This is a genomic window from Bacillus sp. MZGC1 (genome assembly GCF_002998605.1).
Classification (GTDB): domain Bacteria; phylum Bacillota; class Bacilli; order Bacillales; family Bacillaceae; genus Bacillus.
Genome location: NZ_PVRE01000009.1, coordinates 25175 through 41827, shown reverse-complemented (window position 1 = coordinate 41827; position 16653 = coordinate 25175). Strand labels below are relative to the sequence as shown.

The 16653-nt window shown below is 42.6% G+C and carries 13 protein-coding genes, 2 tRNA genes and 1 pseudogene; all 16 read right to left on the bottom strand.

Going from position 1 to position 16653, the window contains the following annotated elements:
* Positions 1-81: 81 nt before the first annotated feature.
* A complete protein-coding gene (hpt, locus tag C6Y06_RS19400) occupies positions 82-621 on the bottom strand; it encodes a hypoxanthine phosphoribosyltransferase (protein ID WP_003217950.1) in 540 nt (179 codons plus the stop codon).
* Positions 618-2040 (bottom strand): annotated as a pseudogene (gene tilS / locus C6Y06_RS19395) (tRNA lysidine(34) synthetase TilS). The gene hpt and the pseudogene tilS overlap by 4 nt, the downstream one beginning before the upstream one ends.
* A 96-nt stretch (positions 2041-2136) precedes the next feature.
* The gene (locus C6Y06_RS19390) at positions 2137-3144 is read right to left on the bottom strand and encodes a protein kinase domain-containing protein (protein ID WP_060595361.1); all 1008 of its coding nucleotides are present in this window, start codon (positions 3142-3144) and stop codon (positions 2137-2139) included.
* Positions 3128-3865: a vWA domain-containing protein gene (locus C6Y06_RS19385; RefSeq protein WP_106037512.1), complete on the bottom strand. Its 738-nt coding sequence runs from the start codon at positions 3863-3865 to the stop codon at positions 3128-3130. Before C6Y06_RS19385 ends, C6Y06_RS19390 begins: the two co-directional genes overlap by 17 nt.
* 77 nt (positions 3866-3942) lie before the next feature.
* Entirely contained in the window at positions 3943-6426 is a 2484-nt protein-coding gene (gene spoIIE / locus C6Y06_RS19380) for a stage II sporulation protein E (RefSeq protein ID WP_066031449.1), read from the bottom strand.
* A gap of 203 nt (positions 6427-6629) precedes the next feature.
* Positions 6630-6701: transfer RNA gene (locus C6Y06_RS19375), tRNA-Glu, on the bottom strand.
* 26 nt (positions 6702-6727) lie between these two features.
* Positions 6728-6801: transfer RNA gene (locus C6Y06_RS19370), tRNA-Met, on the bottom strand.
* A gap of 177 nt (positions 6802-6978) precedes the next feature.
* Positions 6979-7377 carry a S1 domain-containing RNA-binding protein gene (locus tag C6Y06_RS19365; RefSeq protein ID WP_003217901.1) on the bottom strand — a complete coding sequence of 133 codons (399 nt, stop codon included), beginning with the start codon at positions 7375-7377 and terminating at the stop codon, positions 6979-6981.
* Positions 7378-7459: 82 nt separating this feature from the next.
* Complete coding sequence (locus tag C6Y06_RS19360; RefSeq protein ID WP_003217952.1) at positions 7460-7834, bottom strand: FtsB family cell division protein; 375 nt, start codon at positions 7832-7834, stop codon at positions 7460-7462.
* An 18-nt stretch (positions 7835-7852) separates the two neighbouring features.
* Positions 7853-8491: a spore cortex biosynthesis protein YabQ gene (gene yabQ / locus C6Y06_RS19355; RefSeq protein WP_060595359.1), complete on the bottom strand. Its 639-nt coding sequence runs from the start codon at positions 8489-8491 to the stop codon at positions 7853-7855.
* Positions 8488-8796: a sporulation protein YabP gene (yabP, locus tag C6Y06_RS19350; RefSeq protein ID WP_034665732.1), complete on the bottom strand. Its 309-nt coding sequence runs from the start codon at positions 8794-8796 to the stop codon at positions 8488-8490. Before yabP ends, yabQ begins: the two co-directional genes overlap by 4 nt.
* A gap of 74 nt (positions 8797-8870) precedes the next feature.
* Positions 8871-9131 carry an RNA-binding S4 domain-containing protein gene (locus C6Y06_RS19345; protein WP_008341839.1) on the bottom strand — a complete coding sequence of 87 codons (261 nt, stop codon included), beginning with the start codon at positions 9129-9131 and terminating at the stop codon, positions 8871-8873.
* Positions 9128-10612 (bottom strand): bifunctional methyltransferase/pyrophosphohydrolase YabN, encoded by a 1485-nt coding sequence (yabN, locus tag C6Y06_RS19340; protein WP_106037511.1) that lies wholly within the window; start codon positions 10610-10612, stop codon positions 9128-9130. The genes C6Y06_RS19345 and yabN overlap by 4 nt, the downstream gene beginning before the upstream one ends.
* Positions 10602-12206: a putative polysaccharide biosynthesis protein gene (locus C6Y06_RS19335; protein WP_106037510.1), complete on the bottom strand. Its 1605-nt coding sequence runs from the start codon at positions 12204-12206 to the stop codon at positions 10602-10604. Before C6Y06_RS19335 ends, yabN begins: the two co-directional genes overlap by 11 nt.
* A 193-nt stretch (positions 12207-12399) precedes the next feature.
* A complete protein-coding gene (spoVT, locus tag C6Y06_RS19330; RefSeq protein ID WP_003217990.1) occupies positions 12400-12936 on the bottom strand; it encodes a stage V sporulation protein T in 537 nt (178 codons plus the stop codon).
* Positions 12937-13075: 139 nt separating this feature from the next.
* Complete coding sequence (gene mfd, locus C6Y06_RS19325) at positions 13076-16609, bottom strand: transcription-repair coupling factor (RefSeq protein ID WP_060595356.1); 3534 nt, start codon at positions 16607-16609, stop codon at positions 13076-13078.
* Positions 16610-16653: the final 44 nt, after the last annotated feature.

Here is a 16653-nt window from a genome sequence, read left to right as displayed (position 1 = left end):
CACAGTAAGCACAACTATGTTCAATAGTATCATAGAAAATCATTCCAATACAACCAATAACCTCATGTATACGTATGCTGATTAGCCTTCGTAAACAGATGGTTTTAACACTCCAATATACGGGAGGTTTCGGTAACGTTCAGCGAAATCCAATCCATAGCCGACAACAAATGCATCTGGCACTTCAAATCCAACATAATCTGCTTTGATGTCTGCTTTACGACCGCTTGGTTTATCAAGCAATGTCACAATTTTTATGGAATTTGCTTTACGGTATCGGAAAAGCTCTACCAGATAGCTCAAAGTTAACCCACTGTCGATGATATCTTCCATAATTAAAATATCTCTTCCTTCAACAGAAGTATCAAGATCCTTAATGATCTTTACTTCTCCTGAAGATACGGTAGATTTTCCGTAGCTAGATACATCCATAAAATCAAGTTCTAAATATGTATCAATGTGTTTGATCAGGTCTGCCATGAATGGAAGAGCCCCTTTCAAAACACCAATAGCCAGGGGAAATTTACCATCATAATCGCTGGTTAATGTTGCACCCAGTTCCTTCACTTTTTGCTGGATCTCTTCTTCTGAGATCAAAACCTTTTCAATATCTTGTTTCATGCTTTTGCTTGCCCCCTACAAATTTTCATGCTGTCTATATTGTAATACAATGAGATCGCTGTTTGTCATATCAATTTCTTCAAAAACGGATTTTTTCAGACCTGGGATCCAGATGATTTGATGATCCGAGTCAGTGACGATCGGCCAGCTGTCTCTTTCTGCAAGAGGCACTTTTTTATCAATAAATATATCCTTCACCTTTTTTGATCCATTCATCCCTTTAAGTTTGATTCGATCACCATTTTTTCGTGAGCGAATGATCAAAGGGAGACGAACATGATCTTTTTGAAGCAAGAAAAAATGGTTTCCGTTCCGTGCATCCTTCGGAACATGATTTGATACCACGATAGACTGCCCATTCGGAAGGAAAAGCTCCTCTCCAAGCTCACCCTTTAAGTGAAGAGCATAAGACTGGTCTAGTACAAGCGATCGTTCAAAGGTAAACATACAGTAATCATAAGACTTGACAGCTTGTAAACCTTTTGGCAAATCTAATGATCCAGACGGTTGTTCGGTATGAGATAACCAGTCCAAAGTCCCTAGAATATGCTGGTTTGAAAACGCTGATTGAGTGTTTTCATAAAGATAGTTTAATATTAGTTGAATGCCTCTTCTTTGTAAAGGCAAAGGCAGGTCAAGCAAAGGCTTCGTTTTGATCTTAATTTGCTTAGGCGATTGATTCGTTATCACTTGGTTCATTTGTTCCTTTGTTAATGCCTGCAAGTATTGCTCATCCTCAGTCAGCATGTCACTTACAAACTGAAAGCTTTCATGTACATGAGGTGCCTCTTCTTTTAACACGGGAAGAATGTGTCTTCTTATCCGGTTTCTCAAGTAGTCATCAGTGTGATTGCTTTGATCAATGACATAGGGAATATGTTCTTTTTCACAAGCGGTCAGCACGTCGTCCTTGGAATATCCAATGAGCGGCCGAATCAGCCATCCATCTTGAAAAGGACGTTTTGCTTGGATACCGGCGAGTCCTATTCCAACAGTCCCTCTCGCAAGCCTCATCATCATTGTTTCTACTTGGTCGTCTCCATGATGTGCAAGCGCTATAAATTGAGCGTTGTATTGCTCCATCAATTGACGAAAGAAAGCATATCTGCACTCCCTTGCAGCTGCCTGTTTGTTTAAGTGGTTTTCTTTTGCATATTGGGTGACCTGTATGCGGGCCGATTCAAAAGGAATCTCTTGCTCCTTGCAGTAAGCCTCAACAAATGCCAAATCAGCAAAGGATTCTTCTCCTCTGAACATGTGATCTACATGGGCTGCAATCAGCTGATAGGAACCTTTTCGACGCTTGTTTAGTTCGTGCAGTAAGAGCATGGAATCTGGTCCGCCAGAAACCCCGACAATGACTGTCGTATTTTCAAGGTAAACATCATGTTTTTTCAAAAATGATTCAATTCTATTCACAACTTCCTCCTCACAAAGAGCAGGTAATTTAAAGATATACATATCCTATCACTTTCAGTAGCTCCAAGCAAAGATGAAGCCTGCTTTTTTACAGGTCTATAGCAGGAACAAAACTACATATGCACAGTAAAGAGCAAGTACACTGCACACGATCAGAACAGTTTCAAAAAGCCCGCCTGATTTTTTGCGTACTGGTGTTCTTTTTGCTGCTGCAACTCTCGATCGTGAAGTCACCTGTTGATTTTGATGAACAGCGGGCTTTTGCCCGTTTTTTTGCTGCTGCTTCTTTTGACTCGCTTTTCTTGAAGCGATCAGCTGTCCTTCTTTCAGCATCGCACTCTTCATAGCCGCCGCTGATTGATATTTACCTTGTAGAGCAGCCTTTAACACCCTTTCATAACGCTTTAATAAAGGATGTCCTTCAATCGCTCTGTAAAGCTGCTTTTCCGGTTCTGCTCCTTTTTTGAATTCTTTCTTATACGCACAATTCACCATCACCATACTTAAGGCAAACAGATCATAGGATGGCTCTGCCTTTCTTGTGCCGAATCCCCAATAGCCTCGATCAAAAAACTCTGTATACTCCTTGATTGCCCTGCCTGCTTTTGTCGTTCCCCCTACATCAATGCACCGGATCGCGGCTGGGGGACCTGACACGATGAGATTATCTGGCTTCAAGTCACCAAAAATCCAGCCTTCCTGATGTAAATGACCCAGGTTAGATAAAAGCTGAACCATTAAAACGACGATCCACTCATCACCTTTTTGTTTTACAAATTCAAGCAGTAACGGGCCTCTGACATACTCCATCACATAAAAGGAACGCTTTTGAAGCATACCGGGATAAATCGCATCATCCATATCATAAAAAGAAGGCCCCATGGTTTTCACAGGAGCCTTAGAAAAGGATTTTAATACATTGACTTCAGATGCAATGAGCATACTGTCATCACTCACTTTAAGGGCTACTTGACCATTTGGCGATTCGGCTAGATAGACAATACCGTTCGCCCCTTTTCCCAGCTCTTTTACAATGCGGTAATGATGGTGATGCCATTTCCCTTGAATCACCGTGCCTAACGGAATGTTAGAAGCCGAATTCATTATCATGCTCTTCCTTTGCTTCAAGCAGCCCTTTACGCGAACGAACTGATTTGAAATGCTGGAGTGCTTCTCGAAGCGCTGGTCCAGTTGGAGTAATTCCTCCCGTGGTCAGTTTCGGGAAAATAGATGATAACGAATCGAATCGAGGCGTCCAATTCAACACAATTTCAGCATCTGAGTTTTTCCCGGGAAATATACACATCCCAAACTGATTTTCACCAATCCTTGAATTTAAACTAATAGAGAGATCGATGAGTGCTTCTTTAACGGTCGGCAGCTTCGGTTTCATACTTGCACTTGTATCAACAAGCACAAGTACTTGAAGATGAACCGTCTCTCCTAACTCATCAACTACTTCCATCACTTCCCCACGCTTATCAGGCGGAAGCTCTTCAATTTCAGTGTCTTTGCCAAGTATTTGCTGCAATTCTTGATTCACAACACCTTGTAAGGTTTGTGTCATCGCTTTTTTTGTGACCATTTGTACCGTTTGAGATAACTGCTGGACGTAGACAACCTGATGAATGCCTCCGCCTGCGAGGGCAATCCCCTCGACTTCTTTCATCGCTTCATGATCGTGTCTGTTTTCCTCCATAATGCCAATGACATTGACTGTAATCCCTTGTTCCTTTGCCAATGAGGCAATCGCAAGTGGATCTTCCCCGTGATTTGAGCAGCCATCTGTAATCAATAAGATTTGGTTTACGTGACCTTTTCGCATCTTCATTCCTCCTGGGATCGTAACTGAATGCTTTATATCCCCATCATCGCCAGAAGAAATTCATATTATACGATATTTTAAGAAATCTCTTGTTTCTCAAGATAGAATGTACCAGTCGGAATGGATGCCCATTTTGGTGTGTTGTGATCAAGCCTGATGACAACAACCGTCATATCGTCGTCAATTTGACCCGCTCTTGTTCGAATGACCTCTTCCATTAATAAATCAGCAATCTCTTGCGGATCTTCTGTTTTAAAGCTTTTCATTTTGCGCTTCACCCACAGATCATGATTTTCAATATGCTTTGGTCCTTCGAAAATGCCATCACTCATCATAATCAGCAGATCTCCTGCCTTCATCTGTTCACTCACTACCTCCACTTCAAATTCATCAATAATCCCAATTGGTAAGTTGCTCGCTTGTACCTTCATCACCTGATCACCCCGTTTAATAAAGCTGGGTGTTGAACCAATCTTGAGGAACTTACAGCTCGCATCCTGTAAATCAATAATTGATAAATCTAATGTAGAATAGATTTCATCCGTCGTTCGTAAAGATAAAATACTATTAATGGTTTTGATTGCCACTTTTTCATTGATACCTGACGCCAATATTTTTTCTAACAGCTTAATCGTTTCATTGCTTTCAAAATGAGCCCTTGCTCCATTGCCCATTCCATCACTAATAGCTGCGGCATATTTGCCCGCACCCAGCTCCATCATGCTGTAGCTATCCCCAGACACTAACCCTCCGCCTTTCGCTGCATGCGCTACGCCTGTAGCCACTCGATATGATTTTGCAGAGCCAAATACAACGTGGCAATAGCCTGTTGGGTGCTCTGCACACTGCTCTGCTTTGACTAAAATCTGTTCTTCTAAAATATCTGAGAGCATGGGAGCGATGATTTTTTCACATTCACCATGTCCTTGGCAATATGGGATTCTCATTTCAATATCGACATTCCCCTGCTCCAAGCTATAAATTTCTACTTGCTGAATTTCAATCCCAAAGTGCTGAAGTGCTTCTATCATCTGCTCTTCTTGAATAAAATGCTGTTCTCTTTCTCGTTTTATTTCCCGGGAAAAATCCTCCATCACTTGTGAGACCCCCATCAGCTGTTCGGCTACAAGTCGTCTGCTGTCTTGGACCTTTTTCTTCAGAGTCTGGTTGGCTTTATAGTAAGCGATCTCCTCTTCAATCAATTCCTCGACATGTTTTGATTTTGAGCAGTGCTGGCTAAATTTCTTCTTCAATTTCCGGTTATGCTCGTAGGTTTTTTCATCAGATTCATGCATAACTTGTTTCATCAGTTCATAGGTTGTATCAAAGTTCTGCACCCAGCATTTATTTTTCTTATAGCACGTTTGACAGGATCGTTCTGTGATCGTACTTAAAAAAAGATCTACATCCTCTTCCTGCTTCTTTTCTTCAGGAATGGATTCGTAAAATGTCGCAAAACTCTCAGACAGCGCATGAAATACATTAGAAAATTGGTCTACCTTTTTTGCTGTCACATCCCGTACTTTCCGGGCGTATTGCTGCTGTTCTTGTACATGCTCTACCGTACCAGGAATATATTTCGCTACCTTAGAGGTCACTGATTGTGGCGTGAGTAAGAAGAGCGCAACTGCAATAAGTGATTCATACAGCGTGGTCACAAGACCTGCTGATCCTTCTCCGTATAGGGAAATAAGTAAGGAACCCACAATTAAGCCAATGGCTGCGCCTGCTTTCTTCCCCTCTTTCAGCAATCCCCCTAATAAGCCTGAAAAGGCAAGAAGACTCATCTGATAAAGGTTTCCGATGTTAGCGAGACCGAGAATTAATCCTGTCACGACACCCACCGTACAACCAATACTGGCTCCTCCAATAAAGGCAAAGCTCAGCACTACATAACGTGACAAAATATGCTCTGCCTGCATCCCTTGAAATGTGATACCAGCCAGACCTGTTAAAACTGAGGCAATTAAAATCATAAAGCAAATAATTTCTTCAACCTTTAAGGAGTGTTTGATTTTCCTGACTGTAAAAATCGGCAGGCTTTGAAGGAAAATCAGTGTCAAAATGAAGGCAAGTCCTGCTTCAACACCCGCCATGACGTAATCGTAGCTTTGCATAGCACCTTGCTCTAGGTAAACAAATGCTCCTCGGGTGATCAGCATTGACAGCACAATGACAACCGGCAATGTTTTCACTGGGTCTTTGATGATGAAAGAAACCACCTTGGACATAAGGAGAAACACGATCAACGACGCAAACACAAACAATGCGTTTTGAGGTGATATCGTCATGGCTCCAGCGAGTAAAGCGAGACAAGCAAGCATGGCCTTATCTCTTTTGATAAGCAGCATGGAGCCGAAGAAAGGCAGAGCAAACGGCATGATTTCAGATAAAATAAAGGCTCGTCCTAATAAAAAACCAAGTACAACATAAATAAACCCTTTATAGAAAAAAAGAGAATGCGTGTGATGAAGAAACAGGTTTTTCATCTTTTTTAACCCTGCACTGATTCTTTCAAACCCCGCTCCTGTTAAATCAGTTCTTCTTTCTAGTTTTTCCATCTTTTCATCCCCCACCTGATATTCGTTGCTTGTCATTATAGCGAAGGTGAAAAAGAAATTTTGTCAAAAGAAGTTGTCGTTTCCATAAAACGTTCGACGCTTTATTCGTCAAAGAGGCATACTTTCATGAAAGTCGATGTCTTTCATCAGAATTTTACGAAGACACAAAAAAACAGCCTTCCTAAAGAAAGCTGTTTTGAAGATGACCCGTACGGGATTCGAACCCGTGTTACCGCCGTGAAAGGGCGGTGTCTTAACCGCTTGACCAACGGGCCTTGCTTTTATGTTCTACTAAAAAGGATAGCGGCGGAGGGGATCGAACCCCCGACCTCACGGGTATGAACCGTACGCTCTAGCCAGCTGAGCTACACCGCCATAATAAAAATGCGCTAAGAAGCACAAGATCTATAATACAAAGGAATCGCTTGTCCGTCAATAGGAAGTTCTAAATTAAATGAAGAAATCTCAAAAAATGTCGTATGGATCAAGAAAAAAAGCACCTGCGGACAGCAGGTGCTTTGTTGTGAAAGATATATAGAAAGCAGCAACAAGTTAACCTCTTCTTGCTCCGCGTCCCCCACGTTTTGATTCCGTGTTACGTTTTAAAGATGTTAAGCGGTCTTCACTATCTTTTAAGAATTTGTTCATTTTTTGCTCAAACGATTCCTTCGGACGGAAATCATTTCTGCTCGGTCTTGATTGTTGTTGTTGAGGACGATCTTTTGCTTTTTTAATGGACAAGCCGATTTTACCGTCTTTTTCAACGTTAATCACTTTCACTTCAACTTGTTCACCGACTTTTAAATGCTCATTAATATCTTTTACATAGTTATCGGCTACCTCACTGATATGAACGAGACCAGTTGAACCGCCTGGCAACTCCACAAAAGCTCCAAAATTTGTAATGCCCGTAACTTTCCCTTGTAACTTGCTGCCAACTTCAATCGACATAAAAAAAGTGCTCCTCCTTAGACTTATAAAAAAATCTCATTTGTTCAATTATACATAAACTGAATTTTAAGTGTCAACAAGGCTAATCGCTCTTATTGCCCACATCAAAGATTTTTTCGCCTTTTTTGGACATATAATAGTCTCGTCGTGCCAGTTCGAGTACGTATTCTTTGCTTTTCAGCTTTTTAATTTCATCAGAAATATCTTCCTGCTTTGTTTGTAATTGCTTCAATTCTTTTTCAAGCGCAACCTTCTTCTCTTCTTTTTCCTTTAATGAGGACGATTGCGACCAGAGGGCACTTGTCACCAAGACAGCAAACATGAGCACAATCACACCAAACACGGTAAGCCTTCTAAGGAGTCCACGGCGTTTGCGTTTTAAGCGCTGTGCTTGCTGTTCCATTTGTTTTTGGTAATCATTTTGAATTTGTGCGATATTTCTTTTTCTCTTGTTCAAGGTTGAAGGCCTCCTCTCTTACTTTGTCCAGAATTGTTTCCATTTCGTTTTGATGGTACCAGATAATTTCTTGGTCCCTTGTAAAATTCCTGCTCCTTTAGAGAAAAACAATCTCATTGATGTTCGCCATTTTTCGGGAATCCGATGAATAATGGTCACATTAAGTAACCAGATGAGCGGATAACAAACAATGGACAGCACCTTCCACACGAGCCGAAACGTAAAATGAACAAGACGTAAGAGCAAGTGGAGCAAGAACATAATAGCACTTATAATCAATGTCAGCAGCCAGCGGATTGGCTGGAAGACGATGGACATGACCAGCCGTTTAAGGACGAGAGCGGTCTGATACACACACATCATCATAAACTTGAGAATGTTCATATACAGCTGTTTCATCAATGCCTGATACATCGAAAAACCTAGTGCAACGGCTAGAAAGATATAAAGCCTGAATTCTCCTTCATTTGTCAGCAGCAGGACATAAAAGAATAAGAGGCCCTGTACCAGCCAAAAAAGGAGATCGTGTATAACCAAAAGCCATTTTGCTGTCTTTTCCCGATTCACAAACAGCTTGTACGTATCAAGCGATGCGCCCAGCCAGATGCCCATCGCTACCATCGAAAGCATCGTATAAAACTGGACTGTCAGCGTCATTTAAACAGCTTGCTAAAAAATCCTTTAGCTTTCTCCCCGTGCTGCTCATCTACATAAATTAAGTCAAAGACACGCCCTTTGATCGATACAACGCCTTTTTCGACGTCTAGGTTTTTCATTTGCAGATTTTCTCCACGGATAGCGAGAATCCCCATGACCGTCTCAAGCAGAAATTCTTCATTATCAAAGCTTTCCACCTGTTTGACACCGGTAATATCTAAATGCTTTCTGTTTCGCATTGTGACATTGTGCTCCGCTTCTGATGACAGCTTCGTGCCTTGAGGTTGATTATAATATTGATTCATTTATACATCCCCCATATCTCATACTTGCATTGTTACTGCATTGTATGTGACAGGAGGATCATTTAGAACAAGCCCTATTCTGCTGTTTTTTCTTCTTTTAGCACAGTATACATGCCAGCGGCTTCTTCTTTTTTCGTCGTGTCCTTTAACTCGTTGACTTGAACCGTCACAAGTTTTTGACCAAAACGGATTTGAAGCTCGTCTCCTTCTTTCACGTCAGAGCTGGCTTTCGCCTGTGTGCCGTTAATAGAAATTCTGCCTTGATCAGCTACTTCTTTTGCCAATGTTCTTCTTTTAATTAAACGGGACACTTTTAAAAATTTATCTAGTCTCATGTATGCTCACCTCTTTCTATACGTTTGGCATCGTTCCATAGATCGTCCATTTCCTCTAGCGTTAAGTCATCTAATGAACGTCCCATGTCCTTTGCTTTTTGTTCGATATGTTGAAAGCGACGCATGAATTTTGTGTTGGCGGAAGCGAGTGCCGTTTCAGGCTCTAGCTGATAGAACCTTCCAATGTTGACGAGAACAAACAAAAGATCTCCAAATTCATCTTTCATCTGCTTCGTTGCACTTTCGTCCGGCTTCTCTGCCACTTCAACGAGAAATTCCTGCTTCTCTTCTTCGTATTTGTTCCAAATATCTTTCACATCTGTCCAATCAAAGCCTACTTTGGCGGCTTTCTTTTGGAGCTTATATGCCTTTGTTAGTGCTGGAAGCGTCGCCGGGATGGATTGCAAAATGGAGGCTGCCCGCTCCGGCTTCTCCTGCTGCTTGATTTTTTCCCAGTTGGCGACCACATCTGCTGCTTCAGAAACATTTGTGTCACCAAACACATGGGGATGTCTACGAATCATTTTTTCTGTGACATGCTGGATGACGTCATCAATTGAGAAAAAGCCGTCATCTTCACCAATTTGGGCGTGAAGTAACACCTGCAGCAGCACATCTCCGAGCTCTTCCACCATATGGTCTGGATCATCTTCATCGATTGCTTCAAGCAGTTCATAGCATTCTTCAATTAAATATGGTTTAAGTGACTCATTGGTTTGTTTTTGATCCCATGGACAGCCGCCCGGACCTCTTAATGTACGTATGACGTCACGGAAAGTGTCAAATTGTTGAAAAAGCAGCTTTTCATCTTGAATCGGAGGTACATAAACACTCGTTAAGTTATTTATCGACACATCTCGATCAAGTTCAAATAAAGGAACGGCAGTAATCTCTTCCTGACTGCTTCCAGCCGCAGTCACAATATAGACTTCATAATCGTCAGGAAGCTTTTCCATCAGCGTGAGTTTCACATTCGAAGCGGTCAGCTGATCATATACCTGACAAATGAGGACATGCTGGGTCAATTTCAGATCGTCCGCTCTCATATCTCCTGCATCAACGAATTGTAATCCCTCGATTGGGTCAATCTGCAAGGAGTTAAACGTCGCATCCAAAAAGCTTTGTCCACCAGCAACAGACACCTCAATCCCGCGCTCTTGCTGCTGAGAAACTAATAGCTGGACGGTCTTTTCTGCGACAAATGGGTGTCCTGGTACTGCGTACACAATATCCTTTTCCGCAGCCTCTGTAAATAAAATTTCAGTGATTTCCTGATAGACCGAATCAAACTGATCGTGTTTTTCATAAATTTCATCAAAAAAGGTCAGCGATAAGACCTCCTGCATCAACTCTGCGGTAAGCGGATGATCCTGCGTTCTCATAAATACCTCTTTCGCCTGCTTCAGCTGCTTGTATACACCGAGCGTCAGCTGATCCATGTCGCCTGCCCCGAGACCGACGACGGTAATCTTACCTGCCATTTCGATTCCCTCTCATCTGTTTAAAATATAAAATCTTTTCTCCTAATGGAATGAGTCTCCATTCCTCGTCCGTAAATACTTCTAGCTTAAGAATACTATATAAAAAGGCGAAACCACCAATAAAAACTGACGTCAGGCTCTCTAAAACGAAAAAAGGACGTTTTTCAAAGGGAATGACCCAAGAAAACAGTGCCTGATACCCTATTAAGACAATGGCCATGAAAGCAGCCGATAAAAGAATTTTCACTGGGAACAGCTCTCTCAACGAAATCCATCCTTTATGCCTCAAATAAACGGCATTGAGCAGAGCCGCAGCGAGAAAACCACATACGGTTGACCATGCGGCACCGTAGATGCCAAATAGCGGGACAAGTGCAAGCGTTAGTATCCATTTCACCAGCACACTGAGAATCACCACAACAGCCGGATACACAGTATGCCCGAGCCCTTGAAGTAAAGCTGCTTGCGTAATCGCAATCGATGTAAATGCGATGGAAATACAGAATATTTGCAGCGCATCGGTGCCTAAGTCATTACGAAAAAGCATGGTATTGACTGACGCTAGAATACAAATCAGCCCAACTGCTGAACCAATCCCTAAAACCGACGTGGTCTTAAACGATGTACGCACTTTTTGCCTTATCGCTTCATGCTCTCCATTCCTCATGGCCGCCGATAAAAATGGCACAAGAGAGGTTCCGATGCTAATGGCAAACACCGTCCCTAGCTGTAAGAACGGCTGTCCTCGGTCATACACACCTTTTGCCGCTTTTGCCGCGGCTTCACTCAGACCCTCACTGCGCAGCAACGCATACAGATGAAAGGCATCAACCATTTGCATCCATAAAATGAGCAATCCGCTGACACAAATCGTGAATGTATACAGCACCAAACTCTTCAAAACATCCTTTTTCCGAAGTGTCGCCTGTTTGCTTGTCATACTTGCAGCAGGCTGTTTTCGGTATGTCAGCCAAAGAAAAAGAAGTAGTATAAGCGAGGCCGCACTCCCCGCTATGGAGGAGAAGACCGCACCCGCCCCTGTTTCATAAAGCGAATAGCCGCGCCTCACGAAATAGAAGGATAAAACAAGCAGGACGCCTACCCTGATGAGTTGCTCCACCAATTGAGAAATAGCCGTTGGAAGCATCATACCGTCACTCTGAAAAACTCCCCTCAGCATCACGGTAAGCGGAAGAAATAAAAACACGAAAGCACTCATTTGGATGAGCAGGATTAATTGACTGTCCGCCATAAGGCTCGCAATTCTGCCTGCTCCTATGTAAAGACAAAAAAATAAGACCAAGCTCAGTAAAGTGATATAGACCAAGGATACCCTTGTAATGATCCTTCGATTCTCTTCCCCATGCTCACTCAGAAGCTTGGACACCATGACAGGAAACCCTGTGGTGCCGAGCATGATGGCAATGCCAAGGAAGGGATACACTTGCTGATAAATATAAAACCCTGTGTCTCCTACGATGTTCTGGAACGGAACACGATAAACGGCACTTAGAACCTTTGATAACAAGCCTGCGATGGTCAAAATCACCGCACCCTGGAAAAGCCAATGCGGCTGATTCACAGCATTTTTCATGGATGACTCCTTTAAAAATAGATCTACAGTTAAACGCACTCATTATATCATACGTGAATGAAAAGCCGTTTCTTTCTAAGGAGTAGACGGCACATTCCTCGTTTTGTTTCATCCCATATAAAAAACGCCGACAAAATCAAATGATTTCATCGGCATTCTTTCATTTTATCTATATGATATAGAATTATTAGACCTAATGTTCCATTTGACGGGCTAAGAAGCCAGCTGCCGTTTCTGCCGCTTTATGCTCCACTTCTCCCATTGAACGCTCTTTAGAAAATAAGACGACGGCGCCAATCGGATCTCCGTTTGCAACAATAGGTGCAATGGTATAAGCAGATACGTCATCATCAATACCATCGACAAGTTGAATTTCTTTTTTGCTTTCTTCTAATACAGAATTACGCTGGTCCATTGTTCGTTCAAGTAAATCACTGATGGATTTGTTTAAGTACTCTTTTTTCGAACTGCCGGATACAGCAATATACGTATCTCGATCACAGATCAGGATGGAATGACCCAAACTGTCGAATAATGCATCAGCATATTCCTTCGCAAAGTCTCCTAGCTCACTAATCGGCGAATATTTCTTCAAAATCACTTCTCCATCGCGGTCGACGAAAATCTCAAGCGGATCTCCTTCCCGGATGCGCAATGTTCTGCGAATCTCCTTCGGAATAACCACTCTACCTAGATCATCGATGCGGCGTACAATTCCAGTTGCTTTCATTCACTGCTGCCTCTCTTTCGTTTGATGATGTGTTGGGTGAATGGAACAAAAGCGTCCACTTTATGCAACATTCACCACTTGACCCTGAGTTTAGTATCCGTCACATCAAACGTAATATACACGAGAGACAAACAAAATTTTATGAAGATGGAATGGTTTCTTTTTTCACTTCTTGAAGGCCTCGAAGCATATTCAGAACGATCTCAAGCCATTCCTCAGTCTTCTTGCCTTTCGTTTGAACAGAAATAATCAGCTTGCTGCCTTCCATTCCCAAGCCTATATCACGACCATATTTACTGCTGAGCGCAAATAATTTTTGACCGTCGATTTCACTGCTTGCTTGCTCTTCAAGAGTAAGCCTGACAATGCCTTTCTCCATCTTGATCAGTTCGACACGTTCCTGCACTGCGTATACTTTCATCGTCGCAATCGTGAACAAGTCCGCCACTTCTTGCGGATATTCACCAAATCGGTCGATCATTTCATCTTGAAGCTCTTTTCGCTCTTCGATTGATCCAATCGCTCTGAACTGTTTATACATCTCGATCTTTTGCTTCCCATCCGAAATGTAAGTGTCCGGGATGTAGGCATCGATTTGCAGATCGATTTCCGGTTCGAATTTATCTTGAGCCGTTGTATCGCCTCTTCTTTCCTCAATGGCTTCTTTCAGCATTTGAGAATAGAGGTCGAATCCAACAGAATCAATGAATCCATGCTGCTGTGCACCAAGTAAATTTCCTGCTCCTCGAATCGTTAAATCACGCATCGCAATTTTAAATCCTGATCCGAGCTCTGTGAATTCTTTAATAGCTTGAAGTCTCTTCTCTGCTACTTCAGACAGAACTTTATCTTTTCGATACGTGAAATAAGCATATGCGACACGATTCGAGCGTCCTACTCGTCCTCTTAGCTGGTACAGCTGAGAAAGCCCCATTTTATCCGCATCGTGGACGATGAGCGTGTTCACATTTGGAATGTCGACTCCCGTTTCAATGATGGTGGTACTGACCAATACATCTGATTCACCTTCAAGGAAATTGATCATCACTGATTCCAGCTCGTTCTCACTCATTTTCCCATGTGCATAGCTGACTTTCGCGTCTGGGACTAGCATAGAGATTTCATCTGCTTTGCGTTCAATATCTTCAACACGGTTGTAAAGAAAGTACACTTGACCGCCGCGTGCTAGTTCTCGCTCAATCGCTTCTCTGACTAAAGCGCCATTGTACTCGACCACATAGGTTTGAACAGGGAAACGGTTTTCAGGCGGTGTCTCAATAACCGATAAATCCCGTACGCCAAGCATAGACATATGCAGCGTACGCGGAATTGGCGTAGCCGTTAATGTCAGTACATCGATATTGGCTTTCATCTGTTTAATTTTCTCTTTATGCGTCACACCAAAACGCTGCTCTTCGTCAATGATCAACAAACCTAAGTCTTTATAGACAATATCTTTAGAAAGCAAACGGTGTGTGCCGATGACCATATCAATCGTTCCGTTTTTCAGCCCTTTTAACGTTTCGGTTGTTTCTTTTCTTGTACGGAAACGACTCAGCTGAGCGATTTTGACAGGGTAGTCTTGGAATCGGTCCATAATCGTGTCAAAATGCTGCTGCGCTAAGATGGTTGTCGGTACAAGCAGAGCAACCTGTTTTCCGTCAGCAATGGCTTTGAAGGCCGCTCGAATCGCCACTTCTGTTTTTCCATATCCCACATCTCCACAAAGTAGGCGGTCCATTGGACGCTCCCGCTCCATGTCTTGTTTGATTTCGTGAATCGAACGGATTTGATCATCTGTTTCCTGGTAAGGGAACGCTGATTCAAACTGGCGCTGCATCTCATGATCAGGCGAGAAGGCATACCCTTTGCTTGCCTCACGTTCCGCATACAGCTTAATGAGATCATCTGCGATGTCCTGTACAGATGTTTCCACTTTTTTCTTCACACGTTTCCAATCGCTGCCGCCTAGTTTGTACAGCTTTGGTTCTTTACCTTCTGATCCGACATACTTCTGCACCTGATCAATTTGTTCAACCGGTACATAAAGCTTGTCGCTTCCTTGATAATGAATATTTAAATAATCTTTATGAATGCCGCCGATTTCAAGCGTTTCAATTCCTAAATACTTACCGATCCCGTGGTTAATGTGCACCACATAATCGCCGACTTGAAGCTCTGAATAGCTCTTAATTCGCTCTGCATTGGTCAGCTTTTGCTTACGTGCCTGCTTCTTCACACGTTTCTTGAAGAGCTCGCCTTCTGTGATCACGGCAATTTTCGATAACGGCAGTTCAAAGCCTGTTTGCAGCTCACCTTGTAAAATATACACCTGTCCGCTTACAAGCTCGGCGTCCGGCTTGGCAAGAGCGGCTTCAATGTCATAATCATGTAAGACAGAAGATAGTTTATCTGTCCGCTCTTCATCCGCACCTAAGAAGACAACTGTATATTGTTGTTTTTTGTAGCGTTCAATTTCACTCGCAAGCACATTCATCTGCCCGTGGAAATTCTGCATTTGCTTACTAGATACATTGACGATATTTTGTGGATTTGTCTGCTGGACATGTCTCAGGAACAAGGAGTAGTACAGAATAGACCGCGATTGCTGATTGATCAGTTGTTGGAACGGGAAAGAAAGGGATAAATCATGAAGGATATTACCTTCTTCAAGCAGGCTAATTGTCCAATCAGCTTCTTCCTGTTCAAGCTGTTCTTCCATCTCCTGAATTCTGCTAATTTCATCTAAAATAATAATCGTATCCTGTGATGTGTAATCTAGCAAACTAGCAGGCTTTTCATAGAAATAGGACAGGTACTTCGTCATTTCCTGTGTCACGATACCTTCTAGCAGCTTCTCTCGATCAGCAGAAATATGTTGATGAAGCAGTTCTTTTTGCTGGTCTGAGTTAAATTTCTTTAAGCTCTTCGCAAGTCCTTGATCAAGCTGTTCAATGGCTCTCACTCGTTCAGAACCTCTCACAATCAGCTCTTTTGCGGGACCGATTTTAATCTCTTGAAGTGTTTCTAATGAACGCTGTGTATCTGAGTGGAACGTTCGAATCGAGTCTACTTCTGTATCAAACAGCTCAATACGGATCGGATGATCTTCCGTTAACGAATAAATATCAATGATTCCTCCGCGCACACTAAAATCTCCGGGCGCAGCAACCATCGACGTCCGGTCATAACCGATTTGTACAAGTTGTTTTGAAAACGCCTCCAAATCAATTTCTTCACCGAGCTTTAAATGGATCTGACTCTCCTTCCAGAGCTCAACTGGCGGAAGCATTCTGCGCACCGCTGCAGCCGGTGTGACGATAATGGGGTTTTCTCCATTCGCCAGCCGGTTCAGAACATCTAGACGCTGTGCTCTGAGCTCAGGGCTGGCAACGGCAATTTCTGAAGCAATGAGTTCATTAACAGGATAAAGAAGGACCGAGCGATCTGAAATCACACTGGCAAGATCATCTGTTACCTTCTGCGCTTGATACAAGTTGTGAGTCACAATAAACATCGGCCGCTTAAGTTCGTCTGATATAGCGGCTGTAAATAAAGATCTGACGGAGCCTGATAGTCCGGCGAGCAGCTGTTCTTTTAACCCTTCCTTTAGCCCATTAAAAATGGACTGAAAATCATCACTTTGTTTGATAAATGATTGTATATTTTTCATTTGGCTCCTCCTCCCTGCTTGTTTAAAACAGAAAAACGCTTTGG